We start from the raw sequence: 20,674 nt of genomic DNA on the forward strand, positions 1-20,674 counted from the left end.
TACAAGCATTTTATCTTATAATTCCACTCGCGTCTAATCGAATTCCTCGCCCTTCCATAACTGAACTCATATTAAATTCAGGGCTCACTAAAGTGTGAGATTGCCCGAGATTACAGCGTGTTTCGCGCCGGTTACTGCCGGGAGTGTATTGGTTCTTCCCATAAGTGCCTCATGGCCAAGTAAAGCAAATCCAATGGCTTCCCGAGCATCATCGGGTATACCATAATCTGCCGTTCGCTCCAAACGGATATCCTTCGGTAGTCTCTGACGGATCATCTCCATTAACGTGGCATTGGAAGTGCCACCACCGCACGCGAGCATGGCCGATATTTGCACCTTGGGCAGGATAAAATCCTTCACTGCACGCACGATGGTTTCCGCGGTCAGACAGGTGGCAGTAGCCAGCGTATCTTCAAGAGATAAGGAACGCTTTGCGGCCATCTCCATCAGTCTCACTGCATACGCGGCTCCATATACTTCTCGCCCGGTACTTTTCGGTGGAAGTCTTTTGAAATACTCATCCTCCAAACACAGGTCTACCAGACCCTGATCGACCTTTCCCTGTGCGGCAATACTTCCATTCGGATCATAATGCTGCCGCCCATCCGTTGCCTGCCGCACAATGGCGTCCATCACCATATTCCCTGGTCCCGTATCAAATGCCGAAATACCTTCGGTAAAAGACTCGGAGGGAAGCACCGTCACATTGCCAATACCACCGATATTCTGCACCAGCCGTCCTTCCGTCGGGCTACGGAACATCAGAGCATCCGCATAAGGCGTAAGCGGGGCACCTTCCCCACCAGCGGCCATATCCCTTGCCCGCAGGTTGCCAATCACTGGCAGTCCTGTCCGTTCTCGAACGACAGCACATTCACCGATCTGCAATGTCGATACCACATCAATACTTGCTCCCGTTGGCCCTGGAAATGCAGATGCTACAGGAGCATGCCATACCGTCTGCCCATGCATGCTAATCATATCCACCTGCTGCGTTGAGATACCGGCAGACTGCATCAGTTCCGTAACGCTATGCGCATACCACTCCGATACACCAAAATGCGCGGCTGTCAGCTCGTCGACACGCGCCGTCCTCGGTGAACATAACCGGATCAGTAGGTCTCTCAATCCATTCGAATACGGCACACAGACGAAATCAACCAGCTCTATCTGCTGTAATGCCCCGCTCATATCGGTTTGAATACGCACCAGTGCCGCGTCAGTTCCATCAAGTGACGTTCCTGACATTAGTCCGATGACCAGATGCTCCTGCTTCAAACGATACTTCTCCCACATTGGATAGCTACCTGTATCCATCCACTTCCAACCTCCTGCAAGACCCGATGAACACATCATCCTGCCATAATTTCACCCAGTATATGATATTAAATTTCACAAGTCAAACATTATATGAAATTTAATTACATCATTAAAAATAAAAAGAGAGATATTCATCCCATTTGCGATCACACACCATGTTTTCTTCCATCAATTGATAATTAGATATCAGAAGAGAAACATTTTTACATTTTTACCGTTTATATTATGTAGGGATATTTTGGATTTAAGAAAATGATCTAATATTAGTCGAGGTGCATAATGAAGAAAACCATTTTACTACTGTTTTTGAGTCTATTCTTACTCGTTTTGCTCCCTAATCAGGGAAATGCCGCTGCAAGCACGTCGAAAATCTTTATGGATGGAGAGGAATTAGTCCTCCCAAGTGATGTACAGGTGACGATTATCAATAAAAACGTGATGATCCCGATTCGTGTCGTTGCCGAAAATTTGAAATTCAAAGTCGATTGGAACCAACAAGCACGCACTGTAAAAATTCAGCAAGATCAACAGACGATTTCCCTAACCGTGGATCAAAAGCAAGCCATGGTTGCTGACAAACAAGTCACTTTGAACACAGCACCGCAGATTTTGAATAAAACGCTGGTGGTGCCCATTCGATTTGTCAGTGAACAAATGGGGCTTAAGGTGAGATGGAACAATCAAGACAAGATCGTATACTTAACAAACACCAGTAAGGAACCTGCTATCGAACCAGGCAATAGTCCTGAAAAAGGGGATTCAAGCTCTACCGCTCAGGTTACCGATATCCAATTTGCCAACAATCAGCTCGTCTTATCCACCGATGGGGCCGTTCAGCCAATAGTAACGACCCTCAAGTACCCTGATCGTCTGGTTGTGGACTTGCCCGGAGCCACCTTTGGTGATATCTCCCAGCCGCTGGATCAAGGACTCAATGGCAAGTTGGATGTGAGCGGTTATCCCAATGTGACAGAAGTGAGATATTCACTGTTCAAACGAGAACCGGCACAAGTTCGCATTGTTGTAGAATTGAATAATGTGAAGAATGTCCAGTACAGCCAGAACGTCATTGCCGACAAACTGATTATTGATCTGAATGTTGCGGGTGACAATGTCACACCTGCTCCAGTCACTCCAGTAGGCGACTCAGGACGCAAGGTTGTGGTCATTGATCCAGGACACGGTGGCAGTGATCCAGGGACGATCAGCATCACGAACAAACCCGAAAAGGAATACAATCTGGCATTAGCTCACAAAGTACAAGCCCTGCTGCTCAATGAACCCAATATCGAATTGGTGATGACTCGTGAAGGTGATACTTATCCAACTCGCCCTGAGCGTGTTCAACTCGCCAATCAATTAAATGCGGATGTATTCGTATCTATCCACGGCAATAGTGTGAAGTCCGCCCCCCAAGCCACAGGTACGGAGACATACTATTATCAACGCAGTAATAGCAAGGAATTAGCCACTATCATTCATCAACGTTTGGTGAAAGCCATGGGTCTCAGAGATCGTGGTGTGAAAAATGGCAACTTGGAAGTAATCCGAGACACGACCATGCCTGCAGTGCTTTTGGAAGTGGGATTCTTGAGTAATGTGCTCGATGAAGAACTGATGTCGTCCGAAGTTGTTCAGATGAAAGCCGCTCAAGCGATAGCCGATGGAATCAAGGAGTATTTGGGCCTATAAATCATCAAATAAATCAGATAAAGGAAGTGATTCTTTGAATAAGAAGCTAGGTTGTGCACTTATATTATCATGCTTGATCCTTATCGGAGTTGGATGTGCCCAGAAGCCAGTGAGCCAATCCGGTTCAAATGAACCTGCTGTTCAGGGAGGACAGGTGCAGGCACCAAACCCATCCGAAACGGAGGTGGATCTGGGCACAATGAATACACAAGTCGTCGATGTATATTTGGCAGACTCTCAGGTACTTGAGCTAGAGAAAACAGAGCAGGAAATTGAGTACAAGGATGACTCCGAAAAATATGAAAAAACATTTGCAGCGTTGCAAACAAACACCGATTCAGAGCTTGTTTCCCTCTGGGTGCAGGTGGAATTGCTCTCTGTCCAATATGCTGAGGGTACGGTGACTTTGGATGTTCATATCCCCGCTGAAGCGAACCTCGGTACCAGTGGAGAATTGCTCGCATTGGAAGCTTTAACAACAACGATGTTTCAATTTGATGAAGTGAAGAGTCTGGATATACTGGTGGATGGTGAAGCCGTTGATAGTTTGATGGGTCATGCCGAACTGGAGCACCCCATTCATCGCGAACCCTAAATGATCAGACAACAATGGAAAAAGAACGTCCCCAGGGACGTTCCAATCTGACGCATCAATTCGATTCATGCACAATTCACACATATAGCTCGTCACCAGCAGACAGTGAATGTATCACTGTTCTCGGTGACGGGCTATTTCTGAGCAATCCTTCTTTTAATCTGTCCGTCTCTGCCCGGTCAGCATGCACAAGGACCGTATGCCCTGCTGGAACCTGATGCAGCATCCGTTCAACATCCTTCCAGCCCTGATGTACTTTATAACGTATTTTCCGCACATCACACACTCCATACTTGTCAGGAACCCGTAGCAACTTATCAGCAAATGTACCATGAGCAACATGCCCGGTGAGCAGAATCAGATTCTCCTCCCTGTCCGATAATTGACTATAGTACCAACGGGCAAGCGAGGACTGCATCATGCCGTCCGGAATGAACCATAGCGAAGCAGCATGATGTTCCAACAGTTGTTCCCGCTCTTGGGTGGTTGTAGGTAGATCCCATCCTCGTCCGGTCAGAAAGCAATCAATTTTGTCTTTCAACGAACTTCCAATGACATGCTCTCCCTTCTCCCTCAACCAATACGGAACATGCATAAGCTGCTTCATCCCTTCCACCAGCCCTTGTTCCACTACGATTGGGATAGCCGGGAATTGTTGCTGTGCCCACAGTATGATCTCCTGTCCACGCCCTACGACAGGCATAGGTAAGAGCACCTTTCCACCTTGAGCAATCGTCTGGCGAATGGCTCGTTCAAGCTGTTCCAGTTTGTCGGCCTGTGTATCCTGGTCCGTACCGTAGGCCGCATCAACGATCGCCAGATCCACCACGACGGAAGATATTGGCGCAGCGTCTGCAACGTCTGCTCTGCCTGCTCTGACTGCTCCATCTGCTACATTGGATGTGAAATTTCTCTGCTTCATGGGTATCTCCATGGATACAAGTGTTCTTGACAACGCCTCTGATGCAACAGATGTCTGATCTTGTGACGTTATGAATTCTCCAGCCTTTTGCCCACTGTTTATAGCGATTAGTTCCTCCGTACTCCACTGTTCGCTGCTCGGAGCATCGAACACCGGGATCTCACGAAGCATGCTTGTCTGCCAGAACGCCTCCGCTGGACAATCCTCCTGTAAAAGCATCGATTCGGACGTGTAGTCCCCGGAATAAAAAATCCGCTTACCTTCCATTTCAACCCCAAACCACACCGATCCGGCCAGATGTCCACTGCGTCCCCACATCACTTTTACTTCAGGAATGGGTTCGAACCAGGTTTGGGATACAACCTCATCCTCCAGATACCGATAACGAATAGCTTGCTCATCTGCTTCATCATAAGGAAGTTCTTCCCCTACACGCTCTACAAACCTACGCCAGTTGGCAAAATACGTACGCAGCTGCGCCCTCGTCTCCCTCGTCGTCCACACTTCACCCTGGTAGCCCAACTTATACAGTAAAGGGATAGCGACCGAATGGTCCTCATGGGCGTGGGACAAGAGGACCGCATCCAGTTGCGGGACAATCTCCGGGTCAATCAGCGGATACTCGCCCGTTCCTTCTTTTTTCACACCACAATCCAGCAAAAGGTGGAACTGGCTCCCGCTCAGGAGATAGGCGGAACGTCCGTGTTCCCCTGCACCGCCCCATACGTTCAGTTTGATCATGATGCATTCCACTTTCTCTTTGAATTCAGCAGTTCGATTCCCAGCAGCATCAGCACAGTCATACCTACAGTCACCACGGCCATCGCCATGCCGAGGGATACCTGACCTTGTTCAAACTGGGCAAAAATATACGTAGCCGACGTCTGCATCGACGGCGGAAGAATCAATAACGAACCTACCAGCTCCCGGGTAGCAATCGTAAAGGTCATCATCCAACCGGCCAACATGCCGGGCAGGATCAGCGGGATCAGGATTCGCCGCAGAATATACAGCGGCTTCCCGCCAAAGACTTGCCCAGCCTGGAACAACGTTCCGTCAATCTGGGTAAAGCTCGATTTTACATACTGCACGGTGTAAGGCAAGAAGAGCACAACGTACGTGAGCACAACCATGCCATAGGTGTTATACAACGTGACTGGCATCCAGGGTGAGTTCCAGAATAGAATCAGACCCACGACCATCACGATACCCGGCACCGTATTAGGCAACAGACTGAACAAATCAATCACACGTTGCATGAATGAAGATGATCTGCCGATCGCCAGCGCAAATCCAGTTCCGATAATAACAGCGACCGTTGAAGCCGCAAGGGATAGACCGAGACTGTTCCCGATGGCCTTCATGCTCACCGATCCCCACGATAACAGCTCTTTGTAATGATCCAAGGTCAGATTATCAAATGCAATTCCCGATCCCCGTAACTTCATGGTCGAAGCGGCAATGATGGAGAAATACGGGATACCTATCGACAGGATCAACAGAATCGCAAGATACACCCCGCATAACCATCCTGCTCCGCCACGAAGAGAATATCGCTTCGAACGTTGCCCTTTGCCACCGACCAGACGATACGTGAACTTTCGACTCATGGCAGACTGCATATACCACATCACCAGACAGACGGACAACAGCACCGATGCCAGCGAAGTCGCCTTGCCGAAGTCAATCGGCCAACTGGAGATGTACTTATGGATCTCGGAGGTCATGACATAATAGCCAATCTTGCGCCCGAAGGTTGCCGGAGTTCCGAATTCCGCAATCGTTTTGACAAAGACCAGCATGATCCCCATGCCGTAAGATGACAACAATAAGGGTAAAATAATACGTCTGAAACGGTACCCTGCACGTGCACCATGCACGGCTCCCGCTTCTTCCAGATTGCCACCGATGCGGATCAACGCATCTCTAAGCAGCAGATACAGGAACGGGAACAGGTGCAAGCTCATGATGAGCACCATGCCCCAGAAACTGAAGAACAGCTCACTCCAGCCCGCAGATGAGGGCACCCATTGCTGGAGATACCCCCCTTTTTGCATAAACAGAATCCAGCCCATCGATCCGATATACGGCGGAGTCATGAACGGAATCATCAGGATTACATCGACCCAGCGATGCTCACCCATCCGAGTCTTCGCCATCATCCAAGCCAGCGGTAGCGCCAGCAGCGTAGTTACCGCTACAACGCAGATGCCAAGCCAGACGGAATTCAGCAATACACCTGATAGATGATGACCTGTAATCGTGCGAATCGGAGCCATCCAGTCCCATTGTCCATCCGGATACACACTTTGCCAGAAGATCAGCAAGAGCGGCACGCCAATGCTTATGGTCAGCAGAAAGAGGGCCAGAATCACGCCCACTCTCCGAAAAATTCGGTTGTTGTCCATTCCAACAGGTTTCACTACGTTCACCTCACATGACTTTCCACAGACAGCAGGTATTCCTTTTGCCTAGTTGTCTCTATCCTTGTTCTTCTTACTTAAAAGTCTCGGAAAAACGTGCCGCTGTCTCTTCGCCATGTTCACTCATCCAGTTCCAATCCACTTTAAGTTGTGGAATATCCTTCACATTGGCACGGTTAGTCGCTTCAATGTCTTCGCGGCCCGGAATCAGATAAGCATCTGCAACAAGCTTCTGTGCTTCATCGGACAACAGGTAGTCAATGAACGCTTTGGCATTTTCTACATTTGGACTGGATTTCAGAATCGCTGCCGGTCTTGGGCTGATTACCGTGCCTTCCTCAGGATATACGATATCCAGTGGTTCGCCTTTTGCCTTAGAGGAATACGCCATGTAGTCCACACCTGCTGCTACGATGCTTTTGGCACCCGTAATGACCGGATCAAGTGCTTCCTGATTGGCGCCTGCCATCGCTACACCATTGGCTTTATAGGCACTCAACAGATCCCAACCTTTTTCACCGTTCGCGCTCAGGTAGCCTGTGATGAAGTCGAGTGCTGAACCTGATAATGTAGGGTCCGGAATGTTCACTGCATCTTTCCATGCAGGTGTAGCAAGCTCTGCCCAACTTGTTGGTGGTGTAGATACCAGTTTGGTGTTATACACAATACCCAGTGCGGAAGCACTGCTGCTGAAATAGTTGCCCTCTGCATCCGACCAGTCCTTGTTCAGCTTGTCTGCATTGGCTGCTTCAGGGTAAGGCATAGTCAGTCCATCGGCTTTCAGAGCCTGTGCGGAAGGTAAAGAAGCCAGGATTACAACGTCTGCAACCGGATTGGATTTCTCAGCTTCCATACGAGCCAGAATTTTGCCTGTCGTTCCCTGGAACATCTCGACTTCAATTCCCGTTTTGTCCGTAAATCCGCTCACGATGTTATCCGCCAGCTTCTGTGGACCAGCACTGTACAAGACAAGCTTGCCGCCAGCTGGTTTCGTTGTTTCCGCCGCTGCTGCCGTGTTTCCTTCGCCCGCGGGTTGTGCCGCGTTGCCTGTGGTCGAGTTCCCTGTACTACATCCGAACAAACTGATACTCATTACCGCTGTCAATAACAGCATTGCGCTCTTTTTTCGTGTGTTCATACCCAACATATTCGTCCATCTCCCCTGGTTTCTTATAAAATGTGTACTTCTGCTTCCAACTGCGTGCTTGTTCAACAATCTAATATGCCACTGCGATCGCTTCGTTCTGCTTCATACTCGGGTGGTCATAACCGTCCATTCGGCATATCCGCTCAGGGGTTACATAGAGCTGCACCCGCTCCCCTACGCGCACCCTTTGGTTCATATAGGCTGTCCATATGCCCAGCCCTTCCATCTGCACTCGTACTTCATATCGTTCACCTACATAGCTGACACTAAGTACCGTCCCCGGATAATACAGATCATCATGACCTGTTTTGTTCCAGGTGACATGCTCTGGACGCACCATCGATTGATTAGGCGTGAGCCAGTTGGACTTTCCGATAAACGAAGCGACATACGGATCACTTGGCGCCGAGTAGATCGTTTCCGGGCTTCCCTTTTGCAATATCCGCCCCTTCTGCATCACCACAATCTCATCTGACATCGACATCGCTTCAATCTGATCATGTGTGACGTACAGCGCAGTCAATCCCATGTCCCGAACCAGTGACATCATCTCAATCCGCATCTCTTCCCGGAGTACAGCATCCAGTGCGCTCAGTGGTTCATCGAACAGGATCACACCAGGTCTGACCGCTACGGCTCTGGCAAAAGCAACCCGTTGCTGCTGTCCACCAGACAGCTGATGAGGATATCGATCTTCCATGCCTTGCAGGCGAACCATGCCAAGCGCTTCGTTCACCTTTTGCCGCAGATCAGATTTCTGTTTTCCGGCCTTCAGGCCAAACGCAACATTTTCGTATACGGTCATATGCGGCCATAATGCAAAATCCTGAAACACCATGCCCAGATTACGCTTGTGTGTTGGTATATCAATCCGCTTCGCCGCAGAGTAGATACACTGACCATCTGCACGAATCTCCCCCGCGTCCGGCTGTTCCAGCCCGGCCAACATGCGAAGCAGTGTTGTTTTGCCACAGCCCGATGGGCCGAGCAGGGTCGTGAACTTTCCATGCTCCAGCGTTAGATCTGTCGGCAGCAGTGCGGGTGTTTGATTAAATGATTTTTGAATTCCTGTTATCTCTAATTTCATAAGCATCCCTGCCTGTCTTCTGTTACTTAATCTCTTGCACTGTTCTCAGTCTAACGTCCGCTTTCGCGAGTTGTATGTCTTGTATGTAAAATTGGAATTAACTTTTTAGATGAATTCTGTTGATGTTCATAGATTAAATCTATAGTAGGTGAACTAATCATTTGCACGATAACGGAGAGGACAGAAAAAACCTGAAAAAGCGAAGCGTTCGCCTTTATCACCGGATTTTCCCTTTAAGAAAAGGGAATCAAAAAATCTGGGGATAACAGCGATTGGAAGGTTGTTCTGTCATCGTAGTGTCTGTGTAAATAATCTTTAGTTCAATTTATATAGTAGAAGTGAGAGGAGTGTCGGGACATTGAATCTGATCAAATTACAAATTGTTGAACTGATCGACAAACATCATCACATGACAAGCGTGGCCGAGTTACTGGGGATCAAGCAACCTACCGTTACATTTCATATGAAGTCATTGGAGGAAGAGATGGGCGTGCGATTATTCGAATCGCGTAGTGGAAAGACTTTTCTAACGGAGGCCGGACAAGCTCTGCTCCATTATTCCGTCAAAATCAATGCTCTGACCCAAGAGGCAAGGCGGGTAGTGAAGGAATATGACAGTCTCTATCGGGGCACCCTGCACATTGGAGCAAGCTATGTACCGGCTACATATTTGCTGCCCACCATACTCAATACCTTTTCTCAAGAATTCCCGGGCATTCGTATCGTCTTATCCGTCAAACCGTCACCTGTTATTCGCGAGATGTTAATTCGTCATCAGATTGATCTGGGGGTGATCTCTTCCGAGCCATTTGTTGGACCCGCCCTGCAAGCTGAGACGTTATGTGAAGACGACCTGGTACTGATCTGTTCTCCGCAGCATGGGTTGGCACAGAAGGATACATTAACACCTGATCATATCGCGCAGATTCCTTTTGCCTTACATGGCAATGAATCCAGTACACGGCGGCTAACCAATCAATGGCTTGCGCAACATGATATTCGTTTGCGGAGTACCGTGGAGATGGATTCCCTGGAAGCGATCAAACAGCTCGTGTTAATCGGGGGGCATGTCTCATTCATGTCTCGGATGGCGGTACAGTGGGAGGAACAGCACGGGCTCATTCAAGTTCTTCCAATTCCGGGAGAGCAGGCACCGCGCCATATCTATACTGTACATAACAAGGATCGCCACCCTTCCGTTCAGGTAAACCGCTTCAAAGAAGTGCTGCGAGAGGTGAGTCACGGCTTCCCCATTTTCCATGGCTGATTGCCCTGATCCGCTATAAACTATCGTTTGCCATTCATCAAATCTATGCAGGGTTAACGCAATGTGCGCTTCCCTTTAATCGCTTTCATATATTCGGGCGATAAAGTGGGATCTGTACGTTAATCCAGATTAGGAGAGTGATTGGTTTTGAAAAAGTGGAAAAAGGTAACCGCCTCATTGATGCTGAGCATCGTAACATTGGGAAGTGGAATGACATTTCTGGGAGCACCCCAGGCTTCAGCTGCTGCCAATGCCGTTCCTGCATATGAAGTAAAGTTTCTGGCCAAGCCGGAACTTGTATTGAATACAGATGGGACACCACGCAGTGAAGTGATCCAGACACTCGGCCTAAATTCCACGCCAAGAAATATTAACGTAGAGTACTTCGACACCAATGCTCTCGGATTGGATCAACAAGGATGGAACGTTCGTTTTCGCAAAAAGGATGATAAAAATAACTACGAATTGACTTATAAAAAACGCTACCCTGTGATCAATGGCGATATCAACGCAGCGCTGACTCTGGCTAACCAAGAGGGATTTGATAAATCGGATGATAACTACGAGGCTGAAATTGATTGGGGATACGGCAAACAGACGCTGAGCTTCTCCAACACCAAAAAAGTCGATACCAAAGCGACAGGAGTCCAACTTCCTTCCCAGCAAGAAGCCTTGAACATGTTACTGGACAAGCTTCCGGGCAAATTGAAAAACTGGTCTGCCTCCAACTGGGGCAAGCAGCAATTGACTCAATCCCGTGCATATGGTCCAATCACATTCCAACGATATGAAGGTACATGGAGTGGTCAAGAGCTTACACTCGAAGTATGGCCGATCCGTGACGCAGCAGGTACAGGTATTGAGAATATCGTAGAGGTTTCTTTCAAAACCGATGATGCTGTAGCCGTATCCGGACTCCGTACCCAACTACTGCAATTACTGGAGAACAACAACTGGCTGATTCCGGCTGATGGCTTGAAAACACAGACGATTCTGGAAAGATACTAATCGCAAGCTCTAATTAAAAAGACAAGTTCCTCTTCCCGCGGACATCGTAGGAGAGGGCTTGTCTTTTTTTGCGTAGTGAATTAATGAATGCCATGGATTATATATATCGTGTAATTCCATGCTTTAACAAAACATCTATCTGCCTACCCTCTGTAACAAACTAGAAGCCCTGAAACCTCCTTCGTATTCTCTCCACTACCACTCAGATGATCGAACAACCTTCCGATCGCTGTTATCCCAAGTTTTTTTAATTAGTCTTTAAAAGGTGGAAATCCAGGAATAACCTATGCTTCCGATGCAGCTTTCTTTCAGAAAGCTTTTAGACGCACGCTTCGCTTCCTCATATTATTTCTGTCCTCTACGTTCTCGTTTAAATGATAGTTCGACTTATACATAATGGACTTCTTATTTGAATGACAATATGCGATAATTGATAATTATTCTCAAATACATCATATGTAATGTTACTATCGTAAGTTAAGGAGGGATTCTGGTGACTTTGCAAGTCTTTCCACTGATATCTAACGGTGACCATACCCGTGACCTATATGCAAGATTCAAGACATCCGAAGTTCTCGATCAAGCGTCTTTTCTTGCCCCATTCGTATTAGCGGACTCACATCTTCTGCTCATCTGTACTGGTGGTGAAGCCGATATTCGTATTGGGCACAGACTGAATCATGCCACACTCGGCAAGATGTATCTGATCCTGCCAGGAACAGCGATAGAATATACAACGGATGAGGTTCATCCTTTACAGGGCATCGCGATATATTTTGATATGTTGAAGCCTCTCTCCGATATCAATAAAGCTACTTCCGGCTCTACTGTAAGGGAGATTTACCAAAAAGGGTTACTTCGTTCATCTTACGCTGATGAATTACCGCATGAACTTTTTCAGGAATGTACCAGAATTGCCTCCCAGCTCTATGAATGCATCTCTGTACCTCAAGAAAATCGTCCATTTCGTATTCAGACTTTGATGCATGAATTGTTGACCCATGTGTATGCTCCTCCCAAAGAAAGTGCAATAGGAGATTCCGAACACACCTCTGCTTTGGATCAAACGCTTGAACTTATTGAGCTTGGATATGCTGAGCATCTTTCTCGGGAAGTTCTTGCCGGAGTGGCAGGCATGAGTGTATGGCACTATTCGCGGGTATTCAAAAACAGCACTGGCATCAGTCCCATGGAATACGTGAATAACATCCGCATGGACCGGGCCAAAGAGATGCTGCTCGTCCCCGGCCAAACCATCAAACATATCGCCTCACAGGTTGGTTTTCAGGACGAGTTTTACTTTAGTCGCAAATTCAAAAAATATGTTGGCGTGTCTCCCTCTACCTATCAACGGCAGAAACGCAGTAAAATTGCTACTCTCTCCTTCGGAACCACTGGCCATCTGCTGGCATTGCAGATCATCCCCCATGCGGCATTGATCGATAACCGACGGGATCAACACAGGAATCTTTTTTTCTCCAATATCCCTTATCATCTGGGGCGTAGCAAACGAATGAATCCTCATATCTGGCAAACCAACGTTGAGTTGTTGATGCAAGCGAGCCCGGACCTCATACTCTGTAATGAGTACGAAGCCCATACGTTAAAAAGAACACTGCAGCGAATTGCGCCTACCATCGTTATTCCATGGAAAGGATTGAGCTGGCGGGAACACTTCGTACAAGTTGCCTCCATTGTGGGACAGCAACAAGATGCTCAGCAATGGTTGGAGCAGTACGATGACAAGGTAATCCAAGCCAAAGAGCAGCTTACTCATTTAATCGGTAAGGATACGGTCTCCATTATTCATATCATGATGGGTCATCTGTTAATCTACGGGCGACGCAATGGGGGCGCTGTTCTATATAACGACCTGGGCGTGTCCCCTTCACACGATCTGCTTCCGGGGCAAGTCTATCGTGCATTGGATGAACAGGAGTTGCCTCAAATGGTTGGAGATCGCATGTTACTGATTGTGGACCAGGACTCAGAATCCCAGCAACGTTGGCATAAACTACAACATACTCAGCTATGGCAAGATTTGATGCCTGTGCAGAACCAACATGTATATCTGCTTGATGAAATGCCTTGGTTGGATTATTCACCATATGCCCATGATCAGATCATCGATGAAACCCTGAAACTTTTTGGTGGGACTCAGCACATTAATCCATGACCGGATAGCACAGAAGGCTATGTCTCCCTCAACATGAGACCGCTACAATATAAAGTATACTGAGAATCAATATCATTAGAAACACAGGGGGATTATGATGTACAAACAGCATTATGTCAAAATAACGGGGATCATGTTCATACTCGCCATGTTACTTGTTGCGTGTGGGCAGACACCTGCAAGCACTTCGCAGCCATCTGCAGATGGCGTAAAATCAGCTGCGGGGACAGATGGCGACTCATCCACTGAATCAGCTACTAAGACCGTGGAGAGCGCCAGTGGCAGCAAAGAAATCCCGGCACATCCCGAACGGATTGTGTCCATTAATATGGAGGACATTCTCCTCTCCTTGGAGGTACCACTGGTACTTGCTACACCTATTGGTCGGCAAGATTACCTGAATGAGCAACTTGAAGCTCAAGGCGTGGATGTCGAACCCATCAATGAAAGTGTCAATTTTGAAGCTGTAGTCAGCGCCAACCCGGACCTCATTATTGCCAATGCCAGTTTGGATGCCAAAATTCTCGAACAACTCGAGAAGATCGCGCCTACGATCACTTATGATCGCCGTAATTGGCAGGAATCTATCGTACAGGTAGCTACTGCGCTAGATATTGAAGAGCGGGCTGAACAGCTTTTACAAAAAAATAAAGACCAAGTAACTGAAGCTCAGAAGCTCGCAGCCGATATCACCAAGACCAAACCTACAGCTGCATTCCTGCGCCTGGAAGAGAAGGATATGCGTTTGTTCTTCTCTTCCATTCCATCCACGCCATTTCCAGCTTCCAGTTATGTAGGAGCGGGTTATGAGGTTGGATTCACTCCCGATGCTCTCGTTACCAAACTCGAGGCAGAGAACCCGGATCGGATGAATGCCAGTATCTCGGTAGAATTTTTGCCTGAAATCAAAGCAGACTATCTGTTTATCGTGTCCATTAGCTCAGATGGGTCAGCTGAAGCGTTGCAAAAAACAAAAGATGAACTCAATGAAATCCAGCAACTCCAAGTATGGAAAAGCCTACCTGCTGTTCAAAATGGTCATGTCTATGTCCTCAATGCTAAGAAATGGCTCATTGACGGCCCCATTGCCGAATCGCTCAAACGTAATGAAATGCTCGAAGTTCTTGGGCTACCTGCTCCATAATAGTCAATATACCTCTGTTTCATTCACAACAAACAAAAGGAGATTCACCGGATTTTCGGTGGATCTCCTTTTTATTTAATATTTCAAATGGCCTCATTCAGTTCTGTTTCATGAAAAATCATTCTACATGCTTAACAGCTAAATGTATTTCATGTACACCTTTCTCATCCTGCAATTAATTAGGGATAGGTAATCATCAAAATCATATATAACTTTCCGGCTTTTAATATATTTTGAAATTTTGGGCTGTTTCAATCCCAAGTGCACTCTGGATAAACGTATTAGCCACTTTCTCTACAGGTACAGGATTAAATCCAATAAAGAAATCCTTATATTTTTCCGCAGACTCTACAAACAGATTAGGACTAACCGAATTCAAACGAATGCCTCTTGGTAACTCAAACGCTGCCGCTTTGGCAAACGAATCAATAGCCCCATTGACCATAGCACTTGATGCACCTTGCTCAATAGGGTGGTCTTGTATAATGCCACTGACCAGCGTGAAACTCCCCTTGTCGTTAATATAGTGCTGTCCAATCAATACGATATTGACCTGTCCAAGCAGTTTACCCTGCACACTAATCATATTGTTCTCAGGTGTCAGTTCTTCGAGTTTCGCATAATGGGTCTGGCCCGCCGCCACAATGACGTAATCAATATTTCTCACCGTTTCGAAGAGGGTAGTAATACTCTCTGTCGACGTCATATCCACCTGAACATCCCCGGATTGTCTACCTGCTGTAATAACCTCAATGGAATAATCTCTCAGTTTCGCAACAACGGCTTTACCTAATGTTCCGTTTCCACCAATGACCAGAGCTCTTTTCATTACTGTTTGTCCTCCTTTATAAATAAATACGGTTAATCAGATACGAATTGTTCTATTTATTTAAACAAAGATTCCATCCTTAATCAAATGACAATTGACCCTATTTTAAATAAATTACACTTATTCTTTTTAACACAAAAAAAGCCTTTGCTATAAGCAAAGGCTCTTCTATATGTTACTAGGAAGCGGGTGATGGGAATCGAACCCACGCTATTAGCTTGGAAGGCTAAAGTTCTACCATTGAACTACACCCGCAAATAAAAAAAATCGGGATGACACGATTTGAACATGCGACCCCCTGGTCCCAAACCAGGTGCTCTACCAAGCTGAGCTACATCCCGATACTTATGAGAATAATGGCGCGCCCTGAGAGATTCGAACTCCCGGCCTTTTGATTCGTAGTCAAACGCTCTATCCAGCTGAGCTAAGGGCGCAAATATTGGAGCGGAAGACGGGAATCGAACCCGCGACCCTCGCCTTGGCAAGGCGATGCTCTACCGCTGAGCCACTTCCGCAAAACATATGGTGCGGTCGAGAGGACTCGAACCTCCACGGGGGTTAGCCCACACGGACCTGAACCGTGCGCGTCTGCCAATTCCGCCACGACCGCAAAATATAATGGTGAGTCATGAAGGGCTCGAACCTTCGACACCCTGATTAAAAGTCAGGTGCTCTACCAACTGAGCTAATGACTCGTAATGAAATGGCTGGGGATATAGGATTTGAACCTATGCATGACGGAGTCAAAGTCCGTTGCCTTACCGCTTGGCTAATCCCCATTAAAAAATCATGGGGCGATCGAGGGGAATTGAACCCCCGAATGCCGGATCCACAAACCGGTGCGTTAACCACTTCGCCACGACCGCCATAGAGTAAGCCATTCATCCACTAAGAGTATCTTAGTATTAACAATTTTACTTGTAATATACATTCTATCACAAATTCAGATGTAAATACTAAAAAATGGTGCCGGCGAGAGGACTTGAACCCCCAACCTACTGATTACAAGTCAGTTGCTCTACCAGTTGAGCTACACCGGCACGGTGTATATTTAATTAAAAAATGGCGGAACCGACGGGATTCGAACCCGCGATCTCCTGCGTGACAGGCAGGCATGTTAGGCCAACTACACCACGGTTCCAGATCACTTTCTCAAGGAAAGTTAATTGCGGGGGCAGGATTTGAACCTGCGGCCTTCGGGTTATGAGCCCGACGAGCTACCGGGCTGCTCCACCCCGCGTCATTATAAAGTTATATGGTGGAGGCTGAGGGGATCGAACCCCCGACCCTCTGCTTGTAAGGCAGATGCTCTCCCAGCTGAGCTAAGCCTCCATAATATGACCCGTAGGGGATTCGAACCCCTGTTACCTCCGTGAAAGGGAGGTGTCTTAACCCCTTGACCAACGGGCCTTGCTAAAAATATCTGGCGGAGAGAGAGGGATTCGAACCCTCGAGACGCTTGTGACGCCTACACGATTTCCAATCGTGCTCCTTCGGCCAGCTCGGACACCTCTCCATATGGCTCCCCGAACAGGGCTCGAACCTGTGACAACTCGATTAACAGTCGAGTGCTCTACCAACTGAGCTATCAGGGAATGGTGGAGCCAAGCGGGATCGAACCGCTGACCTCCTGCTTGCAAGGCAGGCGCTCTCCCAGCTGAGCTATGGCCCCATACACTGTGTATTTCTTGTTGTGGTCTTGCTATGGGCCCTGGTGGACTCGAACCACCGGCCTCACCCTTATCAGAGGTGCGCTCTAACCAACTGAGCTAAGGGCCCTAATATATATCCCTTATTCCTTGGCAAGGGGGGCAAAAAAAATACCCCAAAGGGAAATCGCTTGGCGGCGTCCTACTCTCCCAGGACCCTGCGGTCCAAGTACCATCGGCGCTAGAGGGCTTAACGGTCGTGTTCGGGATGGGTACGTGTGGAACCCCTCCGCCATCGCCACCAAACGCATAGCATAGCTTACATTCAGAGATCGTTCTCTGAAAACTAGATTCGAAACGAAACATGCGAATTACAACTTGCTATTGGATAAGCCCTCGACCGATTAGTACTGGTCAGCTCCATGCATTGCTGCACTTCCACCCCCAGCCTATCTACCTCGTCGTCTTCAAGGGGTCTTACATACTGGGAAATCTCATCTTGAGGGGGGCTTCACGCTTAGATGCTTTCAGCGTTTATCCCGTCCGTACATAGCTACCCAGCGGTGCTCCTGGCGGAACAACTGGTACACCAGCGGTACGTCCATCCCGGTCCTCTCGTACTAAGGACAGCTCCTCTCAAATTTCCTACGCCCACGACAGATAGGGACCGAACTGTCTCACGACGTTCTGAACCCAGCTCGCGTACCGCTTTAATGGGCGAACAGCCCAACCCTTGGGACCTACTTCAGCCCCAGGATGCGATGAGCCGACATCGAGGTGCCAAACCTCCCCGTCGATGTGGACTCTTGGGGGAGATAAGCCTGTTATCCCCAGGGTAGCTTTTATCCGTTGAGCGATGGCCCTTCCATGCGGTACCACCGGATCACTAAGCCCGACTTTCGTCCCTGCTCGACTTGTAGGTCTCGCAGTCAAGCTCCCTTATGCCTTTGCACTCTTCGAATGATTTCCAACCATTCTGAGGGAACCTTTGGGCGCCTCCGTTACTCTTTAGGAGGCGACCGCCCCAGTCAAACTGCCCACCTGACACTGTCCCCGCACCGGATTACGGTACCAGGTTAGAACCTAGATACGATCAGGGTGGTATCCCAACGTTGCCTCCACGCAAGCTGGCGCTCACGTTTCAAAGGCTCCCACCTATCCTGTACAGATCGTACCCAAATTCAATATCAAGCTGCAGTAAAGCTCCATGGGGTCTTTCCGTCTTGTCGCGGGTAACCTGCATCTTCACAGGTATTAAAATTTCACCGGATCTCTCGTTGAGACAGCGCCCAAGTCGTTACGCCATTCGTGCGGGTCAGAATTTACCTGACAAGGAATTTCGCTACCTTAGGACCGTTATAGTTACGGCCGCCGTTTACTGGGGCTTCGGTTCACAGCTTCGGATTGCTCCTAACCACTCCCCTTAACCTTCCAGCACCGGGCAGGCGTCAGCCCGTATACTTCGCCTTACGGCTTCGCACAGACCTGTGTTTTTGCTAAACAGTCGCTTGGGCCTTTTCACTGCGGCCCCCTCGTGCTATTCACACTACCGGGGCACCCCTTCTCCCGAAGTTACGGGGTCATTTTGCCGAGTTCCTTAACGAGAGTTCTTCCGCGCGCCTTAGAATACTCTTCTCGCCTACCTGTGTCGGTTTGCGGTACGGGCACCATCACCTGGCTAGAGGCTTTTCTTGGCAGTGTGAGATCATGACCTTCGCTACTATAATTTTCGCTCCCCATCACAGCTCAGCCTTACAATGTGCGGATTTGCCTACACATCAGCCTTACTGCTTAGACGGACATCCATCAGTCCGCGTCACTACCCTACTGCGTCCCCCCATTGCTCATAACGGCTTACGGTGGTACAGGAATTTCGACCTGTTGTCCTTCGACTACGCCTTTCGGCCTCGCCTTAGGTCCCGACTTACCCTGAGCGGACGAGCCTTCCTCAGGAACCCTTAGGCTTTCGGCGGATCAGATTCTCACTGATCTTTTCGTTACTCATACCGGCATTCTCACTTGTATAATGTCCAGCGCTCCTTACGGTACACCTTCAACCCTTATACAACGCTCCCCTACCCCTGATGCAAAGCATCAAGCCATAGCTTCGGTGGTGTGTTTAGCCCCGTTACATTTTCGGCGCAGAGTCACTCGACCAGTGAGCTATTACGCACTCTTTCAATGATGGCTGCTTCTAAGCCAACATCCTGGTTGTCTGTGCAACTCCACATCCTTTCCCACTTAACACACACTTGGGGACCTTAGCTGATGGTCTGGGCTGTTTCCCTTTTGACAATGGATCTTAGCACTCACTGTCTGACTCCCGGAAGTAAGTCTATGGCATTCGGAGTTTGACTGAGCTTGGTAACCCTTGCGGGCCCCGCACCCAATCAGTGCTCTACCTCCACGACTCTGTTTTCCGAGGCTAGCCCTAAAGCTATTTCGGGGAGAACCAGCTATCTCCGAGTTCGATTGGAATTTCTCCGCTACCCCCACCTCATCCCCGCATTTTTCAACATGCGTGGGTTCGGGCCTCCAGTGCGTGTTACCGCACCTTCACCCTGGACAGGGGTAGATCACCCGGTTTCGGGTCTACGTCCACGTACTACATCGCCCTATTCAGACTCGCTTTCGCTGCGGCTCCGGCTCTTCACCTTAACCTTGCACGGGAACGTAACTCGCCGGTTCATTCTACAAAAGGCACGCCATCACCCCTAAAACGGGCTCTGACTTTTTGTAAGCACACGGTTTCAGGTTCTATTTCACTCCCCTTCCGGGGTGCTTTTCACCTTTCCCTCACGGTACTGCTTCACTATCGGTCGCTAGGAAGTATTTAGCCTTGGCAGATGGTCCTGCCGGATTCATACGGGGTTTCACGTGCCCCGCACTACTCGGGATCCGTCTCGGAGGGAACCAACTTTCAACTACAGGGCTTTTACCTTCTTTGGCGGGCCTTTCCAGACCTCTTCGCTTAACCGGTTCCTTTGTAACTCCATGTGAGACGTCCCACAACCCCAAAGAGCAAGCTCTCTGGTTTGGGCTTCTCCGCGTTCGCTCGCCGCTACTGACGGAATCACTATTGTTTTCTCTTCCTCAGGGTACTTAGATGTTTCAGTTCCCCTGGTATGCCTCTGCATAACCTATGTATTCAGTTATGAGTAACTGGAAATTACCCCAGCTGGGTTTCCCCATTCGGACACCCCCGGATCAAAGCTTGCTTACAGCTCCCCGAGGCAGTTTCGTTGTTCGCCACGTCCTTCATCGGCTCCTAGCGCCTAGGCATCCTCCGTGTGCTCTTAGTAGCTTAACCATTTTGTTCCGGTTTCGGTCGCTCGCTTCCCTTGTTTTGCTTGCGCAAAGCCAAAAGTCGCTCTCACCCGATACCATCACAAAAGCAATTTGACTACCGTTTTTA

Annotated in this window: 12 protein-coding genes, 17 tRNA genes and 2 rRNA genes; 6 read left to right on the forward strand and 25 right to left on the reverse strand. The window is 48.4% G+C overall.

All coding sequences use genetic code 11. From position 1 onward, the window contains the following. Positions 1–87: 87 nt before the first annotated feature. Positions 88–1,317, reverse strand: coding sequence for an anhydro-N-acetylmuramic acid kinase (locus MHB71_RS23360; RefSeq protein ID WP_340027839.1), 1,230 nt, complete (start codon positions 1,315–1,317; stop codon positions 88–90). Positions 1,318–1,599: 282 nt separating this feature from the next. Between MHB71_RS23360 and MHB71_RS23365 the strand changes: the two genes are divergently transcribed. Both MHB71_RS23365 and MHB71_RS23370 read left to right on the forward strand, forming a co-directional pair. Continuing rightward, entirely contained in the window at positions 1,600–3,012 is a 1,413-nt protein-coding gene (locus tag MHB71_RS23365; protein ID WP_340027840.1) for an N-acetylmuramoyl-L-alanine amidase family protein, read from the forward strand. 34 nt (positions 3,013–3,046) lie between these two features. After that, positions 3,047–3,607: a GerMN domain-containing protein gene (locus MHB71_RS23370; protein WP_340027841.1), complete on the forward strand. Its 561-nt coding sequence runs from the start codon at positions 3,047–3,049 to the stop codon at positions 3,605–3,607. Positions 3,608–3,683: 76 nt separating this feature from the next. On the opposite strand, the gene MHB71_RS23375 is transcribed toward MHB71_RS23370, so the two are convergent. The 4 genes from MHB71_RS23375 to MHB71_RS23390 form a co-directional block, all read right to left on the reverse strand. Then, entirely contained in the window at positions 3,684–5,270 is a 1,587-nt protein-coding gene (locus MHB71_RS23375; protein ID WP_340027842.1) for an MBL fold metallo-hydrolase, read from the reverse strand. After that, a complete protein-coding gene (locus MHB71_RS23380; RefSeq protein WP_076319625.1) occupies positions 5,267–6,937 on the reverse strand; it encodes an iron ABC transporter permease in 1,671 nt (556 codons plus the stop codon). The genes MHB71_RS23375 and MHB71_RS23380 overlap by 4 nt, the downstream gene beginning before the upstream one ends. An 88-nt stretch (positions 6,938–7,025) precedes the next feature. Then, the gene (locus MHB71_RS23385) at positions 7,026–8,099 is read right to left on the reverse strand and encodes an ABC transporter substrate-binding protein (RefSeq protein WP_339190239.1); all 1,074 of its coding nucleotides are present in this window, start codon (positions 8,097–8,099) and stop codon (positions 7,026–7,028) included. A gap of 70 nt (positions 8,100–8,169) precedes the next feature. Beyond that, positions 8,170–9,186, reverse strand: a complete 1,017-nt coding sequence (locus MHB71_RS23390) for an ABC transporter ATP-binding protein (RefSeq protein ID WP_340027843.1) — start codon at positions 9,184–9,186, stop codon at positions 8,170–8,172. 358 nt (positions 9,187–9,544) lie between these two features. Here MHB71_RS23390 and MHB71_RS23395 point away from each other — a divergent pair, with 358 nt between their 5' ends. The 4 genes from MHB71_RS23395 (at position 9,545) to MHB71_RS23410 (ending at position 14,781) form a co-directional block, all read left to right on the forward strand. After that, positions 9,545–10,453, forward strand: coding sequence for a LysR family transcriptional regulator (locus MHB71_RS23395; RefSeq protein WP_036672999.1), 909 nt, complete (start codon positions 9,545–9,547; stop codon positions 10,451–10,453). A gap of 147 nt (positions 10,454–10,600) precedes the next feature. Next, entirely contained in the window at positions 10,601–11,461 is an 861-nt protein-coding gene (locus MHB71_RS23400) for a hypothetical protein (RefSeq protein ID WP_076319606.1), read from the forward strand. Between the two features lie 493 nt (positions 11,462–11,954). Beyond that, positions 11,955–13,637, forward strand: a complete 1,683-nt coding sequence (locus tag MHB71_RS23405) for an AraC family transcriptional regulator (protein WP_340027844.1) — start codon at positions 11,955–11,957, stop codon at positions 13,635–13,637. A gap of 94 nt (positions 13,638–13,731) precedes the next feature. Next, positions 13,732–14,781, forward strand: coding sequence for an ABC transporter substrate-binding protein (locus MHB71_RS23410; protein ID WP_340027845.1), 1,050 nt, complete (start codon positions 13,732–13,734; stop codon positions 14,779–14,781). A 223-nt stretch (positions 14,782–15,004) separates the two neighbouring features. Here MHB71_RS23410 and MHB71_RS23415 read toward each other — a convergent pair whose 3' ends face one another. The 20 genes from MHB71_RS23415 to MHB71_RS23510 form a co-directional block, all read right to left on the reverse strand. Then, entirely contained in the window at positions 15,005–15,610 is a 606-nt protein-coding gene (locus MHB71_RS23415; protein ID WP_340027846.1) for a short chain dehydrogenase, read from the reverse strand. A 184-nt stretch (positions 15,611–15,794) separates the two neighbouring features. Further along, positions 15,795–15,865, reverse strand: a tRNA-Gly gene (locus tag MHB71_RS23420). Between the two features lie 12 nt (positions 15,866–15,877). Next, positions 15,878–15,951: transfer RNA gene (locus MHB71_RS23425), tRNA-Pro, on the reverse strand. A gap of 16 nt (positions 15,952–15,967) precedes the next feature. After that, positions 15,968–16,044: transfer RNA gene (locus tag MHB71_RS23430), tRNA-Arg, on the reverse strand. Positions 16,045–16,050: 6 nt separating this feature from the next. After that, positions 16,051–16,125 (reverse strand) — tRNA-Gly (locus tag MHB71_RS23435). Positions 16,126–16,133: 8 nt separating this feature from the next. Further along, positions 16,134–16,220 (reverse strand) — tRNA-Leu (locus tag MHB71_RS23440). Positions 16,221–16,229: 9 nt separating this feature from the next. After that, positions 16,230–16,305 (reverse strand) — tRNA-Lys (locus MHB71_RS23445). A 9-nt stretch (positions 16,306–16,314) separates the two neighbouring features. Then, a tRNA-Gln gene (locus MHB71_RS23450) sits at positions 16,315–16,389 on the reverse strand. 11 nt (positions 16,390–16,400) lie between these two features. Next, a tRNA-His gene (locus MHB71_RS23455) sits at positions 16,401–16,476 on the reverse strand. Between the two features lie 98 nt (positions 16,477–16,574). Beyond that, positions 16,575–16,650: transfer RNA gene (locus MHB71_RS23460), tRNA-Thr, on the reverse strand. A 23-nt stretch (positions 16,651–16,673) separates the two neighbouring features. Beyond that, positions 16,674–16,751: transfer RNA gene (locus MHB71_RS23465), tRNA-Asp, on the reverse strand. 25 nt (positions 16,752–16,776) lie between these two features. Further along, positions 16,777–16,850, reverse strand: a tRNA-Met gene (locus tag MHB71_RS23470). Positions 16,851–16,866: 16 nt separating this feature from the next. Beyond that, positions 16,867–16,942: transfer RNA gene (locus MHB71_RS23475), tRNA-Val, on the reverse strand. Positions 16,943–16,948: 6 nt separating this feature from the next. Next, positions 16,949–17,020: transfer RNA gene (locus MHB71_RS23480), tRNA-Glu, on the reverse strand. Between the two features lie 14 nt (positions 17,021–17,034). After that, positions 17,035–17,126, reverse strand: a tRNA-Ser gene (locus MHB71_RS23485). Positions 17,127–17,129: 3 nt separating this feature from the next. Next, positions 17,130–17,205 (reverse strand) — tRNA-Asn (locus MHB71_RS23490). Between the two features lies 1 nt (position 17,206). Continuing rightward, positions 17,207–17,282, reverse strand: a tRNA-Ala gene (locus MHB71_RS23495). 33 nt (positions 17,283–17,315) lie between these two features. Continuing rightward, a tRNA-Ile gene (locus tag MHB71_RS23500) sits at positions 17,316–17,389 on the reverse strand. Positions 17,390–17,448: 59 nt separating this feature from the next. Next, positions 17,449–17,565, reverse strand: a 5S ribosomal RNA gene (gene rrf / locus MHB71_RS23505). A 78-nt stretch (positions 17,566–17,643) separates the two neighbouring features. Continuing rightward, positions 17,644–20,569: ribosomal RNA gene (locus MHB71_RS23510) — 23S ribosomal RNA — on the reverse strand. Positions 20,570–20,674 lie beyond the last annotated feature (105 nt).

The sequence above is a fragment of the Paenibacillus sp. FSL H7-0940 genome, from assembly GCF_037979415.1.
GTDB lineage: Bacteria > Bacillota > Bacilli > Paenibacillales > Paenibacillaceae > Paenibacillus > Paenibacillus amylolyticus.

Excerpts from the sequence above, each read along its gene's own strand:
- MHB71_RS23375 (WP_340027842.1), bottom strand. The coding sequence starts at position 5,270 with ATGATCAAACTGAACGTATGGGGCGGTGCAGGGGAACACGGACGTTCC.
- MHB71_RS23410 (WP_340027845.1), top strand. The coding sequence starts at position 13,732 with ATGATGTACAAACAGCATTATGTCAAAATAACGGGGATCATGTTCATA.
- MHB71_RS23390 (WP_340027843.1), bottom strand. The coding sequence starts at position 9,186 with ATGAAATTAGAGATAACAGGAATTCAAAAATCATTTAATCAAACACCC.
- MHB71_RS23360 (WP_340027839.1), bottom strand. The coding sequence starts at position 1,317 with ATGGATACAGGTAGCTATCCAATGTGGGAGAAGTATCGTTTGAAGCAG.
- MHB71_RS23415 (WP_340027846.1), bottom strand. The coding sequence starts at position 15,610 with ATGAAAAGAGCTCTGGTCATTGGTGGAAACGGAACATTAGGTAAAGCC.
- MHB71_RS23385 (WP_339190239.1), bottom strand. The coding sequence starts at position 8,099 with ATGTTGGGTATGAACACACGAAAAAAGAGCGCAATGCTGTTATTGACA.
- MHB71_RS23365 (WP_340027840.1), top strand. The coding sequence starts at position 1,600 with ATGAAGAAAACCATTTTACTACTGTTTTTGAGTCTATTCTTACTCGTT.
- MHB71_RS23380 (WP_076319625.1), bottom strand. The coding sequence starts at position 6,937 with ATGGACAACAACCGAATTTTTCGGAGAGTGGGCGTGATTCTGGCCCTC.